The organism is uncultured Treponema sp. (assembly GCF_946187725.1).
GTDB lineage: Bacteria > Spirochaetota > Spirochaetia > Treponematales > Treponemataceae > Treponema_D.
This window is the reverse complement of record NZ_CAMHSK010000006.1, coordinates 80,658-95,183: the sequence shown is the minus strand read 5'-3', so window position 1 is coordinate 95,183 and position 14,526 is coordinate 80,658. Positions and strand designations below refer to the sequence as shown.

11 protein-coding genes are annotated in these 14,526 nt (G+C 42.9%); 6 read left to right on the top strand and 5 right to left on the bottom strand.

All coding sequences use genetic code 11. The annotated features are described in order from the left end of the window. Window positions 1-1,377 carry a sensor domain-containing diguanylate cyclase gene (locus Q0Q74_RS04205; RefSeq protein ID WP_294428834.1) on the bottom strand — a complete coding sequence of 459 codons (1,377 nt, stop codon included), beginning with the start codon at window positions 1,375-1,377 and terminating at the stop codon, window positions 1-3. 112 nt (window positions 1,378-1,489) lie between these two features. Here Q0Q74_RS04205 and Q0Q74_RS04200 point away from each other — a divergent pair, with 112 nt between their 5' ends. Beyond that, the gene (locus Q0Q74_RS04200; RefSeq protein WP_294428833.1) at window positions 1,490-2,116 is read left to right on the top strand and encodes a GDSL-type esterase/lipase family protein; all 627 of its coding nucleotides are present in this window, start codon (window positions 1,490-1,492) and stop codon (window positions 2,114-2,116) included. A gap of 24 nt (window positions 2,117-2,140) precedes the next feature. Here Q0Q74_RS04200 and Q0Q74_RS04195 read toward each other — a convergent pair whose 3' ends face one another. Continuing rightward, the gene (locus Q0Q74_RS04195) at window positions 2,141-4,081 is read right to left on the bottom strand and encodes a DNA topoisomerase IV subunit A (RefSeq protein ID WP_294428830.1); all 1,941 of its coding nucleotides are present in this window, start codon (window positions 4,079-4,081) and stop codon (window positions 2,141-2,143) included. 17 nt (window positions 4,082-4,098) lie between these two features. Further along, window positions 4,099-5,934, bottom strand: a complete 1,836-nt coding sequence (locus tag Q0Q74_RS04190; protein WP_294428891.1) for a DNA topoisomerase IV subunit B — start codon at window positions 5,932-5,934, stop codon at window positions 4,099-4,101. 576 nt (window positions 5,935-6,510) lie between these two features. On the opposite strand from Q0Q74_RS04190, the gene Q0Q74_RS04185 reads away from it, so the two are divergent. Then, complete coding sequence (locus tag Q0Q74_RS04185; protein WP_294428828.1) at window positions 6,511-7,011, top strand: small multi-drug export protein; 501 nt, start codon at window positions 6,511-6,513, stop codon at window positions 7,009-7,011. 93 nt (window positions 7,012-7,104) lie between these two features. On the opposite strand, the gene Q0Q74_RS04180 is transcribed toward Q0Q74_RS04185, so the two are convergent. Then, entirely contained in the window at window positions 7,105-8,361 is a 1,257-nt protein-coding gene (locus Q0Q74_RS04180; RefSeq protein ID WP_294428825.1) for an extracellular solute-binding protein, read from the bottom strand. Beyond that, window positions 8,339-9,661, bottom strand: a complete 1,323-nt coding sequence (locus tag Q0Q74_RS04175) for an HD domain-containing phosphohydrolase (RefSeq protein WP_294428823.1) — start codon at window positions 9,659-9,661, stop codon at window positions 8,339-8,341. The genes Q0Q74_RS04180 and Q0Q74_RS04175 overlap by 23 nt, the downstream gene beginning before the upstream one ends. 66 nt (window positions 9,662-9,727) lie before the next feature. On the opposite strand from Q0Q74_RS04175, the gene Q0Q74_RS04170 reads away from it, so the two are divergent. The 4 genes from Q0Q74_RS04170 (at window position 9,728) to Q0Q74_RS04155 (ending at window position 14,497) form a co-directional block, all read left to right on the top strand. Further along, on the top strand, window positions 9,728-10,333 hold the full coding sequence (locus Q0Q74_RS04170) for a hypothetical protein (protein WP_294428819.1): 606 nt from the start codon (window positions 9,728-9,730) through the stop codon (window positions 10,331-10,333). A gap of 296 nt (window positions 10,334-10,629) precedes the next feature. Further along, window positions 10,630-11,577, top strand: a complete 948-nt coding sequence (locus Q0Q74_RS04165; RefSeq protein WP_294428818.1) for an ABC transporter ATP-binding protein — start codon at window positions 10,630-10,632, stop codon at window positions 11,575-11,577. Between the two features lie 71 nt (window positions 11,578-11,648). Beyond that, a complete protein-coding gene (locus tag Q0Q74_RS04160; RefSeq protein ID WP_294428816.1) occupies window positions 11,649-12,374 on the top strand; it encodes an ABC transporter permease subunit in 726 nt (241 codons plus the stop codon). 5 nt (window positions 12,375-12,379) lie between these two features. Further along, window positions 12,380-14,497, top strand: coding sequence for a GldG family protein (locus Q0Q74_RS04155; protein WP_294428814.1), 2,118 nt, complete (start codon window positions 12,380-12,382; stop codon window positions 14,495-14,497). The last annotated feature ends 29 nt before the right edge of the window (window positions 14,498-14,526 follow it).

Here is a 14,526-nt window from a genome sequence, read left to right as displayed (position 1 = left end):
CTATTTCTCTACGAAAACTCCGTTTCCGCCTTCTGCCTTTACGCTGTGGCAAAGTTTTACCGCACGGTGGTAGTTCGTCTTTATGCTTTCTGATAAATCAACTTTTACGATGCCGACCGAAAGCGTGACATTAAGTGCTGATTTGATTTGCGCGCAAAGTTCAGTGATTTTTGATTCTGCTTCACTTATATCCATCTCAAGGAAAATCATGAATTTGTCGTCTGCCCATCGGAAGATAATTCCCCTCTCGTTCACGCAGTTTTTCATAGAATCCACGATTCCAAGCAGAATTTTGTTTCCATCGCGCTTTTCGGTAATAGTCTTGAAACTGTCAATATCGAACATGGCCAGTGATTTGTAGCGTGTCGTGTTGAAAATTCCCTGTTCTCCATAAGATTCATGCAGATAATTGCGATTTGGAAGACCAGTGAGTGAATCCGTAAGTTCTGAACCCTGAGATTCTACATGTACCGGTGCTTTCCAGATAAGTGTTAATGAAAGGAGCAATGCGAGCGAGAGAAGGACATACAACGCGATGACAAAAATTGTATTCCCTGAATTAATTACACTCGTGCTAAAAGTCTGTACTACAAGGAACCAGTCCAGATTGCTCATATAGCGGGTCATGCGGTAGCCGTCAGAAGAATTTTTGTTGTATGTGAAGGCAGCATTTGAAGCGTCGTCTTTGAGCGCGTCAGAGATGTAAACACTTTCGATATTATTTGAGTTACTGTCTACCTGTACAAGTCCTTCTGTGTTTATAAGATTTACCTTAAAACCGTAGCGTTTTTCGGCAGCGGTGACTATTTCCTGGAGTTCATCCATAAGGACACCTACACCGCAAACACCAAGAAGCGTTCCGTCGACATCTGTAACGCGTGCATTTACATAGACCGTCCAGCGATAGTTATACATTTCATTGCGGTCAGTATCGAGCTTATAGGGTTCTTTTGAATCAATGAAGAATCTATACCAGTCATCGTAAGGATCGACTTCTGGATTTACGATTTTTGCAATTCCCTGCGGAGTGTAATAGCGGCGGGTTTTCTCAGAAATGACGAAGACCGCTGTGTAACCGAATTGTTCTTTGATTGAGTTGAGATATGAACTTATCAGAGCTTCCATATCTTTTTCGCTGACAGATTTTTCGTTTTTTAGCGCATTTTTGAGCAGTTCATCAACGCATATTGTCTGCGTGATGATAATCGGTTTTTCTACAACGAGATTGAGTTCATCATGAATGTGTTCAGCGACAAGCTTGTTTCTGGCAATTTCGGTTTTTGAATCAGCCTTGCTCTTTTTGAGCGGTGAGACTTTTGTTCCTAAAATCAACAGAGAAACTGCAATAAGACTAGAAAATAAAATCTTTCGTATCATTCAAATATTCTAACATAGAATTTTGAAATTGTATAAGAAAATTTTAAGAGAATACGGATTTTTTCTTGCGGTCTCATTTTTGGCATGTTAACATAATTTTGGAGGATAAATCATGAAGAAACGCATACTTTGCTTTGGAGATTCAAACACCTGGGGCTATATCCCAGATTCGCCTCCAATTCCCCGTTATAATGAGGATATCCGTTGGACGGCCCGATTGCAGAATTTGCTTGGCTCGGACTGGCAGGTGCTTGATTTCGGACTTTGTGGATGTGAAGCTTCCGGCAAGGACAAACTGGTGGGCTTCACTGCGAGTGCAAAGACGCTTTTTGCACCGGTTTTGTTTGCTTCTCTCCCGGTGGATATCGTGCTGATTATGCTCGGAACGAATGATTTGAACTGCCTGAACGACTGGAAGCCGGGCGACACTGCGACGGGGCTAAAATCGCTTGTGGACACAGTGCGGGCTATTTCTCCCAAAACTCGTGTCGCGATTGCTTCTCCTGTGATTTTAAAAGACAAGATTGCCCAAGACCCGAAATTTGATGAAACCGCACCAGAAAATTCACGCTTGCAGGCAAAAGAAGTAGCAGAATTGTGTGTGCGCGAGAAAATTCCGTTTTTCGACACAAATGAGTTCGTGCATGAACTAAGCATTGACGGATGCCACTTCACGCCGCAAGACCATAAAGCCTTTGCCGAGTCCATCGCCCCATTCATGCAAAACCTTATGTTTTAAAGAAATCTCGCTAATTGCTAATTCTTAAAGTCCTAGTTCCAGCTGAACGCCGTCAACTTTGATTGATTCGACTTCGTGTGTGCTTAATCGTACGCCGAGCGTCTTCAAGCCCTTTTCCTCAAAATCCTGAGCATTGAATTTCTCTTCAGTGATTTTGACTCGCGGTTTTTTGACATAATTGAGCGTGAATGTGAATTTTTCGCGCGTGTCGATGTGAAGCACTTCCATTCCGTCCGGGGCAAGAAAGTAGTCGCGGTTCATAATCCAGCTTGGGATTCGGCAGCGCTTGATTGAAGCAAAGCCTGTGGCCGGGTCGCGGAAAATCACCGTGAAAAGCACTTTCGGGAGCTTTTCTTTGTCGGCGATGTCACAGAACCACATTCCCTTGTCGATGAAGAGTTTGTCAGGCACATCGGTGATTGCGTACATACCGTTGCGGCGGACGCAGATGATTCGGTCATACGGAGAGACTTTCATAAGTTCCGTTCCGCCAGAGACATTGATTCCAAGATAGCCCTTTTCGTCGTAGCGGAGGGAAAGATCCTGTCGGGCAACTTCTTTTACATCAGTTGCGCTGAATTTCGCGATTGTCGTGTTTCGCTTCAAAAGTTCCGGGGAGATTTTTTTGAATTTTTCGAGCATTCCGTCAAGATATTCAATCGCACATTCTGTAAGTGCCTTGAGTCTGCGGTTGATTTCCTTGATTCGGTCTTTTATAGCCTTTACCTGTTCACGGTTTTTCTGAATATCGAAGAGCGAGATTCTTCGGATTGGAATCTGAAGCAAATGCTCAACATCTTCATCGTTTACCTCACGGATAAGCTCGTCCTTAAATGGCTTGAATCCGTCCTTTACGGCCTTTGCTACGGTTTCGGCAGTGCGTTTGTTCTCGATTTCTTTATAAATGCGTTCCTCAACGAAAATTCGCTCCAGGGTTCGCAGGTGCAGCTCGTCGGTAAGCTTTCGTTTTTCAAATTCCAGCTCGTCCTTGATGATTGCTGTGAGTTTCTGAGCATAATATTTGATGATTTCAGTTGCCGTCATCACAACCGGCATGTTGTCCTTGATGACCAGCATTGAGCAGGCGATTGTTTTTTCGCAGTCAGTGTAAGCGTAAAGTGCGTCGATTACATCTTTTGAGTAAACGCCGCGTGGAAGTTTGATTTCGATGTTGCAGTGGTCGGTGGTGAAGTTGTCAACCGAGCTGATTTTGATTTTTCCCGCCTTGTATGCAGAGTCAATTGATTCGAGAAGTCCTTTTGCGTTTGTGTCGAGAGGAAGCTCGGTGATGATGATTCGTTTTTCGTCGCTTGTGTCGAATTTTGCCCGGGTGATGATTTTACCGTTTCCATCGTTGTAATTTGAGACATCAATCAGGCCGCCGGTCGAGACATCCGGGAGAATCGAGAATTTCTCGCCCTTCAAGCATTTTATCTCGGCCTCAAGAACTTCCTTTAAGTTGTAGGGAAGAATCTTCGTGCTCATGCCTACGGCAATGCCTTCCGCCCCGATTAAAAGCGTTACAGGCAGTTTTGAGCGGTAGACTTCAGGCTCCAGGTCACGGCCATCATAATTGGGAACATAGTGGGTGATCTCTTTATTCGTGACCAGAAAATCCTTGGCCAGCGGATGAACGCGACACTCAATGTAACGGCCTGCAGAAGCGCCGTCGCCAGTGTATTTGTTACCGAAGTTTCCCTGTTTTTCGATGAAAATTTCTTTGTTGGCAAGATTTACGAGCGCGCCATAGATTGAGGCATCTCCGTGCGGGTGATATTTCATCGTGCGGCCGACGACAAACTGAACTTTCTGGAAAAGTCCGTCATTAACTTCAAAAAGAGTGTGCATAATGCGCCGTTGAACAGGTTTGAGTCCGTCCTCAAGGTCTGGAATCGCCCTGTCACGGATAACATAAGAAGCGTATTCAATAAAGTTTTTGTCAAATAAGTTTTTTACAAATGCCATAGTATTTTCTGATTTCCTTACGCGTCAATTTCCGCATTGCTCAGCAAATTATTCTCAATGAACTTCCTTCGTTCCGGGGTGTTTTTGCCCATGTAGAATGACAGGAGCTGGGGAATGATTTTAAGCTGGCTGATTTCAACAGGAGTCAGACGGATTGTGTCCGGAGCTATGAACTGCTTGAACTCGCTGGGGTTGATTTCACCTAAGCCCTTGAATCGGCTGGTCTCACATGATTTTCCAAGTTTTACCTGAGCCTTGTCCCTCTCATCCTCTGAATAACAGTAGATGTTTTCTTTTTTGTTTCGTACACGGAAAAGCGGAGTTTCGAGAATGTAGACCCGGCCGCTTGTGACAAGTTCCTCAAAGTAGCCAAGAAAGAATGTGAGCACGAGATTGCGGATATGGAAACCGTCATTATCGGCATCGGTTGCAATTACGATTTTTGAGTATTTCAAATCTTCAACAGAATTTTCGATTCCGAGAGCCATCATCAGCTGGTGAAGCTCATCATTTTTGTAGATATCGGTCTGGCGTTTTCCGTACATGTTCTCGGGTTTACCGCGCAGGGAGAAAATTGCCTGATAGTCAGCATTCCGTGAGTGAGTCATAACGCCCGAAGCAGACTGTCCCTCAGTGATGAAAATCATGGAATTTTCGCCTTTTGCCCCGTCTTTGAGATGGAAGCGGCAGTCATCAAGTTTTGGAATGCGAATGCTCATTTTTTTGGCCGCTTCCTTCATCTGCTTTTTGACGCTGGAAAGTTCCGTGCGGAGTTTTTCATTGGCTTCGATTTTTGCCTTGAGTCGTTCCGCTGCCTTCGGGTTCTTGTGGAGATAGTTGTCCAGCCCGGACTGAACTTCTGCCACAATCCACGGGCGGATGTCGGTGTTGCCGAGTTTGTTCTTGGTCTGGCTTTCAAAAACCGGGTCTTTTACTTTGACAAGAATTGCCGCAGTGATTCCTTCGCGGATGTCCTCTGATTTGTAGCTGGACTGGAAAAAGTCATTCACACCCTTGATGAAACCTTCCTTGAAGGCCGTAAGGTGGGTTCCTCCGTCCGAAGTGTACTGGCCGTTTACGAATGAGAAATAATTTTCGCCGTAAGAATTCGTGTGGGTGAAAGCGAACTGAAGGTGCTCGCCCGTGTAAGAGCCGATTGGGTAGATTGTCTCGGATTCAAGTTCTTTTGTGAGAAGGTCGAGAAGGCCGTTCTCGCTTGCGAAATCCTGACCGTTCAGACGCAGTGTGAGACCTGAGTTGAGGTAGGCGTAGTTCCACATGCGTTTTTCGACATATTCCATGTTGAAGGAATATTTTCCGAAAATCTTTTCATCCGGAACGAATTCAAAATATGTGCCGTTTTTGGTGCCCGGTTTTACCGCGCCCGATTTGTTTGACTGGAGTTTTCCTTCGGCAAAGACAGCCTCAACGCATTTTCCGTCACGAATTGAGATTACGCGGAAATATGAAGAAAGGGCGTTTACGGCTTTGGTACCAACACCGTTCATACCAACAGAGAATTGGAAAACATCATCGTTGTATTTTCCGCCGGTGTTAATCTGAGAAACACAGTCCACGACCTTTCCGAGCGGGATTCCTCGCCCGTAATCGCGCACTTTTACGCGGTTTTCTTTGATTTCGACATCGATTTTTGTACCGAATCCCATGATGAATTCGTCGATTGAGTTGTCGATTATTTCTTTTAAGAGAATGTAGATTCCGTCGTTCTGGTTTGAGCCGTCGCCAAGACGACCGATGTACATTCCGCTTCGGAGGCGGATATGCTCAAGCGCATCCAGGTGGCGGATTTTGTCGTCCGAGTAGTCCGAGGCGGAAACTTCTTTTTTTGCCATACCTGCGTTCGGGTCAGCTTTTTTTGCAGCCTCAAGCTTTTTTTCGGCTTCGGCAGTGGCTTTTTTGTCTGCTGCCCGCTCTTCTACGCTGTTTTTGGGAGCCGCCTCTTTCTTTGACTTCGCCACGGTCTTTGCGTTGTCCCAGGCGCGGAAAGTTCCTTCTTCATCGATTCCGGCCACAGGCTTCTTTGATTTTGCGGATGTAGTTTTCGTAGTTGTTGCAGATTTTGCTGCCGTAACTTTCTTTTCTGCTGATGCGACAGTTTTCTTTGCTGCGGACGCTTTTGTTGCAGCACTTGCAGAAGCAGACTTTTCAGTTGCTGTTTTTTTTGCCGTTGTGGTTTTGGTGGCTGTGCTTGCTTTTGGAGCCGCCTTTGACGTTGCAGATTTCTTTTCTGTTGCTTTTGAAGCAGCCGCCTTTTTGACTTCGGCTACTTTTTCCCTATTCTCTTTTTTAATTCCACCCATAACTAACAAGTATATAGAAGAATTTTTAAGTAGTCAATTTTAAGTCTGGTGTTAATCTTTCCTTCTGTTCATTGATTCATTCATTTCTTTTCCATTATAATACTTTCCATGTCTAAAGCACTTTTGATTTCTTTCTTGGTTTCGATGGTTCCTTTGATTGAGCTTCGTGGGGCAATTCCTGTGGGCGTGGGGATTTTTGCTGCTCAGAATATCGAGATGACTCCGTTTTCGCTCGTTCTTCTTTTTGTCACTTGCATGGTCGGAAACATGCTCCCGGTACCGATTATCTTTTTGTTCGCGCGGAAATTCCTGGAGTGGGGGCAGAATCAGAAACTGATTGGCGGTATCTGCCGTTTCTTCCTCCAAAAAGGTCATCGCGGCGGGGCAAAATTGCAGGAAAAGGCGGGCAGGGGCTTGTATTTCGCTCTCTTTTTGTTCGTAGGAATCCCGTTGCCAGGAACCGGGGCTTGGACAGGCACTCTCGCAGCAAGTCTTCTCGATATGAACTGGAAAAAAACCTGTATCGCAGTTATCGCAGGCGTTCTTCTTGCAGGCATTATCATGATGTCACTCTCGCTGATTGGAGCAGGCGTTGCGGGCGGCGTCTGAGCCCGCTGAGAAGGTGCACTTTTCTGCAGCGACATCCTTGTCGCGATTTTTCTGTAATGAACAAAGGTGTAAGGGGAGACTTTCCCCTTCCCATTATAAACAATAGCTTACACTTTCAAGGAATTCTTTGGCGGTTTCGGTTTTTTGCTTGTATCCTTTGGCATACGAAAATGCACAGTCTGCAAAGGATTGAATCACATTATTGTCTTCCATAATCGGAATCATCTTGTTGATTGAATCTCTGTTGAAGCGGATTTTCATCAGTGCCTTGTATTGCATTGATTCAAGCTGCCTGCTCGTCATCAGGGCGGTAAGACTTTTGTTGCTTGTAGGAACGCCTTTTTCGTTTTTTTGAAGAAGTGCAAAATCCTGACTGTTGAGAAGATAATTTACGAGCATGGCGGCCTCGCGTGGATTTTTGCAGTCTTTTTTGATTGAATACAGCGTTGCAGGCTTTAGATACCAGCCGGATTCTTTTGCACCTGGAGTCGTGATGAAATTTCCGAGAACAGGCTTGCCGCCAATCTTTTCTGATTCAGCCATAAACAGAGCGGTTTCGTTGCACCACAGCACGGAACCTGCTATTTTGTTTTCTTTTAAGGCCGGGAAACTGAATCCTTCATTTATTGAATAAACAACATTTTCCTGAACGAGCCGCTTCACAAAATCAAAAATAATGCCAGTTTCTTCTTCTGAAATGTTGAGTTTGCCGTTTTCCTTAAACATTTTCTTTGAATAAGTCTGCTCAAACCATGCCATTGTGACAAAAAACAGGTGACGCTTGCTCACAGTGAAGACATACATATCCTTCTTTTTGAGGACTTTTGCAATCGAAAACAATTCGTCCCAGGTTGAAGGAATTGGCAGGGAATTTTCATCCAGAACTTTTTTGTCATAAACGGGGATGGCTGTGTTAAAGGCAATTGGAATCGCATAGAGTTTGCTGTTGAAAGTTCCGTAAGCCAAATCATCAAGGGTAAAATTATACAGCTCGATATAATCAGAAAGCTCATTGAGGTCATAAAACATGTTTTCATTGGCGGAATATTTGTAAAGCCAGTCAAAATTTATCTGCATGACATCGGCGCAAGTTCCTGTTTCAAGTGCGTTTTCAATGCTGCTTTCGTAATTGCTCCATGAATCGTATTCGGGCTGCACTTTTATAGTTGGATTTAGGGATTCAAACATGGAGATTCCCTGGAGCGTGTATTCTGTGCGCGCTTTTTTGCCCCACCATGAAAATCTTATCGTGCAGTTCTTGTCGTCGTTTTTGGCAGAGCAAGAGACAAAGCTAAGGAAAAAAGCCGTTATAATAGGAAGAATAAATTTACCGTTCCGCGAAAATTTCATCTTTCAGCTCCAAAAATAATTCAACAACCTGAGGATCAAAATGTTCCCCGGATTCTCGTTCGATAAGGGCAAAAGCGTCTTCGTAACTCATCGGCTTTTTATAGCATCGTTCGGCAATCAGTGCGTCAAAAACATCAGCTACAGCCATTATGCGGGCACAAAGGGGAATTTCAACGCCTTTTTTACCAGACGGATAGCCTTTGCCGTTCCATTTTTCGTGATGATAGCTGGCAATATCGGAAGCAATGTCCACATATTCTTTTTCTTCGATGCCGCCAATGATGTCAGTGACAATCTTTCCTCCGGCAGCGGCATGGGTCTTCATTATTTCAAATTCTTCTGGGGTGAGCTTGCCCGGTTTGTTCAGAATTGCGTCCGGGATTACGATTTTGCCGAGGTCATGCATTGGAGCCGCTCTTGTTACATAATCAATGAACTTATCAGTCAGAACATCTGACCAAACGCCTTTCTTTTTTGCCTGAAGAAGAATCATGTTTACAAGATGACTGGTGCGCTTTACATGCTGACCTGTTTCACCGCTTCGGCTTTCAACAAGGTCCGCGATTCCCATAATCGTATTGTTCTGGATTTCGGCAATGCGCATTTCACTGGATTCAGATTTTGATTTGAAAAACCTGTTCTTTTCTTCGAGTTCCGCAATGACTTTGTGGCTGTAAAATATGCTTATGATGATTGCCGCTATGATTACAATGAAACCGATGGTTGAAAATAATCTCGATGAAGCAAGGTAAGATTCCATTTCGCGCTTTGAATCAGCAATGTAGGTTTTTGTGATTTTTGCGAGCGTATTGATGCTTAAATTTACGCTGCTCATGAGCGGCAGGATATAAGTGTTCGTGAATCGTGAAATGTTTTCGGGATTTTCAGAACCCTTCATTAAAAGCAGGACGACATTATAATTCAGATATTTCATAACATCGTCATTAACGCTTCTGAATAAAGCTTCTTTTTCTGTGCCCTTTTCCATGCCCTGAAGGATTTCGCCATGAATAATCAGCTGATTGCGGATTTCAAGCTCTGTTTCGCTAAGTTCTTCTAAAGTTTCTTTTTGAGCAGATTCGGATGAGGTCATGACGGAAGCCATATTGTATTCATATTTATATAGAAGACTTCTGATTTGTTCGACATCACTTTCGACTTCAAAGACCTGCCCGATTGTTGTATTGAATAATGAGGTCTGAACATCCATGCTGTGCCTGAGGTAAAGAATGCCAAGGATACCGGCAAATTCCGCGAGAAAAATAACAACCAAGGCACTTATTGAAAGACTCTTTTTCACGAAAAGATATTATACCACACCATTTCTAAAGTTGCTAATTTTTTATTCAGAAATTATAATTCCATTATGGCACGCGAAATTGAACTTAAAGTCCCCCTCTCAGAAGAACAGTTTGATAAAATCCAAAGAATTCTCTCCAAACAAGAAAATCTTTCGTCGTTCAAGTTTCATTCTCTTGAGCACATCATCAAATGTGACGAATACTTTTCACGCTATCACACTCACGAAGAGCGGATTGCCAACAAGGAATTGCGGGTAATCCGGATTCGTACCGAAAAGCTGGTGGAACAATGCGAAGACAATAAAGAAAAAGCCTATTTCTGTATAAAGCGAAAGACAATCGAAAACGGAGTCGAGTTCAATTCCGAAAAAGAAACCTTTGTCGATGATGCGGAAGTTTTGCGTGCGTTTTTTGAGGCGGCAGGATTTATAAAGTGGTTCGAAAAGAAAAAGGATGCGCTTGGCGTGATTTGTTCGCTCGACGGTTCTGATTTTGAGGCACATCTGGAGATTGAGAAAGTGAACGGTCTTCCTTATGCCGAAATCGAATATACAAAAGATGATTTGTCTGCGGATGAAGTGCGTTCCTGTCTGGAAAAAATTCTGCTCACTCTGGGCATTGACCCCAAAAAGCGCGATTCCCGCTCCTGGGCAGAGATTTTGGGAAGGTGAGAGAGTGGAAAACGGAAAGTAGAAAGTTTTCCCTTCAAACCGAGCTTAAGTTTTACGCCATAGTCCTCAAGCTTATACTCGTTCTTTATATAGTTTTCTTTGTCTTTTACCGTATTGCAATTGCACTTATTTATACGAAGGTTTTTAAAAAGGGTTAAAAAAAGAGAAATCGCATATTCGTTAGGATTCACGGCTCGTATGTATTAAATAAATTGAATTTTTCTAAAAAAAAGTATAACTTATTCACTGCATCTTGTTTTTAATATTACGAACTTAAAAAAGGAAAAATCTCAAAAATGATTGAAGTATCTCATGTTTCCAAACGATTCGGGGAATTCAAAGCTGTCGACGATGTAAGCTTTTCAATTCCTACCGGTCAAATTGTCGGTCTTTTAGGACCAAACGGTGCAGGTAAATCAACAACAATGCGTATGATTACCGGCTTCTTTAAACCAACCAGCGGTACGATTTTGATTGACGGGCTCGACATCGAAAAAAATCCTGTCGAAGCAAAGCAGAAAATTGGCTACATGCCTGAATCGGCTCCGCTTTATGCTGACATGATTGTCGAAGAATACCTTCGCTATGTCGCTCTCATGCAGAATCAGAACCCTGATGAAAAAATCCCGAAACTTTGTGAAGAATGTGGCCTCAAAGAAGTAATGCACAAAAACATTTCCGAACTTTCACGCGGTTACAAGCAGCGTGTAGGTCTTGCTCACTCACTCATGAATGACCCGGAAATTCTTATTCTTGATGAACCAACCAGCGGCCTTGACCCGAACCAAATCGAAGATGTTCGAAACTTAATCCGTGAAATCGGAAAGACCCGCACTGTAATCATTTCAACACATATTTTGAGCGAAGTTGAAATGCTCTGCGGTCGCGTAATCATCATCTCTAAGGGCAAGGTCGTTGCGGACAGCCCGACTGTTGAACTTCGCGAGCGTTACGGCCACGCAGAAACCGTATTCATCCAGCTTGACGGAGTAAGTGCAGAAGATGCAAAAGAGTCAATTTCTTCTATTAATATAGTAGATTCTTGCACGCCGACAGAGGGTGATAAAATCGAGGCGGCTCCAAATGCTGTTTCTTTCCTCGTAAGTGCAAAAGACGGCGGCGAAATCCGGCCTGAGCTTTTCCGCTTGTGTGCAGAGAAAAACTGGACTATCTACGAACTGTCAATCCGAAAGAACAGCCTCGAAGATATCTTCCACGGTTTAACCATAGAAAGTGAGCAGTGAGCGGGGAGCAGTGTGCAGTTGGAAATAACTGCTACCTGCTAACTAAAAATTCAATATTATGGAGTAAAACAATGGATAAGAAGTTAAATTCTTCTATTATCATATTTAAGCGAGAAATAAAGGCATATTTTACCAGTCCGATTGCTTATATCGTTACCGGATTGTTTTTGCTGGCTTCGGGATTTTTGTTCTTCAATACATTCTTCCTGAATAACCGTGCGGAATTGAGGCAGTTTTTCGGGCTTTTGCCGATTGTGCTTTCGTTCTTCATTCCGGCACTTACAATGCGTCTTCTTTCAGAAGAAAAACGAAGCGGTTCTTATGAAACACTGCTTACACTTCCAGTTACAGAGCTTGAAATTGTCGTAGGAAAATTCCTTGCGGCTTTTGTTTCCGGGGCAGTAATGCTTGTTCCGACGCTCTTTTACGCAATCACTTGTTATATTTTCGGAAAACCTGATGCAGGCCCGATGATTGGCGGCTACCTTGGAGCACTATTCCTCATTGCTTCTTTTTCTGCAATTGGTCTTTTTGCTTCAAGCCTCACAAAAAATCAGATTATTGCTTTTTTCATCGCGTTCGCAATCTGTATCGTGTTCACTTTGATTTCAAGTTTCCTGATTTTTATGCCTGCAAGCGTTGTTGCTTTCTTTGATTTCTTCTCGGCTTACAGCCATTTTGAATCAATTTCTCGTGGAATAATTGATTTGCGTGATATCGTCTATTTTGCATCACTTTCTGCAATTTTCTTCGTTTTGACAGTTGAATCACTCAAATCAACAGGGGAGGCTCGTTAATCACCATGAAAGATTTCATTAAATATCTAAAAAGTCCTAAAAGTGACATCTTTTTATTTATTCTTCTTTTGATTTTTGCAAATCTTGTTGTTTCAAGGGCATATTTCCGCATCGACCTTACTGAACCAAAATCATATTCTCTTTCAAAGGGCAGTGAACAGGTCGTTAAGACTCTTGAAGAGCCGCTTTCTGTAAAAGTCTTTTTCTCTGACAACTTGAACGCACCGTATTCCAGCGTTTATCAGTACATCAAGGATATTCTTGTTGAATATAAGTCTGCCGCAAACAGCAATTTCTCTTACGAATTCCTTGACATGAAAAAGCCTGAGAATGAAAAATCGGCTCGTGACTATGGCTTGAATCAGATTCAGATTCAGGAACTTAAAAACAATGAAGTTGGCGTAAAACGCGTATGGATGGGAATCGTTCTTCTTTATGCAGACCGAATTGAAACGCTTGACTCCCTCACTTCAACTGACGGTCTCGAATATCGAATCACGACCACAATTTCAAACATGGTTTCTACAACGAGTGCACTTGCAGGTCTTACAGGGGATGTAAAACTTACTCTTTACGCTACAAAAAAACTCGCTGATTTCAAAATCATTGGTTTCAATCAGATTGCTGATGAAGTCCGTGCAGCATATTCAGAAATCAATAAGAAAAATAAAAACAGAATCTCTTTTGAAAGCGTAGATCCTGCCTCAGAAGACATTCCTGGTCTTGTCGAAAAATATGGTATTCAGAGCCTTAACTGGAATGATCCAAAATTAGGTCAGGGAACTGGCGCTATCGGTCTTGTGCTTGAATATGGCGAAAAATTCACTGTTTTCCCAGTAAAAATGAGCCGCGACTTTTTCGGACGAAACATGATTGTCGGTCTTGATAACCTTGGCTCTCAAATCGAAGAAAGCCTCAAATCTCTCGTTTCAAAATCACAGGAAATCGGATACATCACTGGTCACGGTGAGCTTGATTTTAAAGATGAGCAGATTGGTTCTGCACGCTTCGCAAATCTTATTTCTGACCGCTATACGCTCAAAGAAATCAATCTTGCCGAAAGCGACATTCCTCAGAGCCTTTCGAGCGTGATTATCGATGGTCCGAAATCTTCATTTACAGATTCAGAACTTTATAAAATCGACCAGTATGTGCTTAGGGGCGGAAATCTTCTTGTTTTCCTTGATCCATTTGATGAAAAACAGGCAAATCCATATTCTGCACCGACTTACACACCAATCAATACCGGTCTCGAAAAGAATCTTGAAAAGTACGGTATTTCAGTTGGCAAAAAATATGTTTACGATTTGAATTGTTTCTCTCAGACCGACAGGCAGTACGGAAAATTGAATTTCTATTTTGCACCGATGATGCAGAAAGACACTCTTGATCAGAAAAGTCCGGTTACAAAAAATCTTGGCTATGTAATTTTCTTCCAGAATGCCCCGATTGATGTTAGCGCGGCAAAAGAAAACAAAGATGCCAAAGTCACCGTTCTTGCAAAATCATCAAAAGAATCATGGACTGTCGAATCGAATATCAGTGCGGATCCAAGATTTATTTCAGTGCCAAGCGACAAATCTACTATGGCGAGCGAAAATCTTGCGGTTCTAGTTGAAGGAAAATTCTCTTCTGCCTTTGCGGCAAAACCTGCTGAAGAGCCAAAAGAAGAAGATAAAGCTAAAAAGGCAGATTCAAAGGCTTCTTCGGACGAAAATTCAATTTCTTCAAGCGAGCATCTTTCAAAATCTGTTCAGAACGGAAAAATCATCGTAATTGGAAGCTCAATTCTTGGTGGCGGACACATTGCCCTCATGAACAATGCACAGCTTATTGATGCGGAAGGTACTCAGCCGGTTTCAATGTTCGTTCGAAATGCCGTTGACTATCTGAATGGCGAAGAGGATTTGTGTACAATGCGAACAAAGGGCCTGTCTTTGAACACCCTCACTGTTAAGAGCGTTGCCGCATCGAATGTTGCCAAGTATTTCAATGAAATCGGACTGGTCGTACTTGTTGCTCTTGCTGGTTTGTGCGTTTTGTTGAAAATCAAGGCAAAGAAACGAGCCATTCGTGAAAGGTACAATCCTAATGATTCACGAATTGAAAACGGAAAACAGTAAACTGCTGATTAAGTTTTCAGATTTCAATT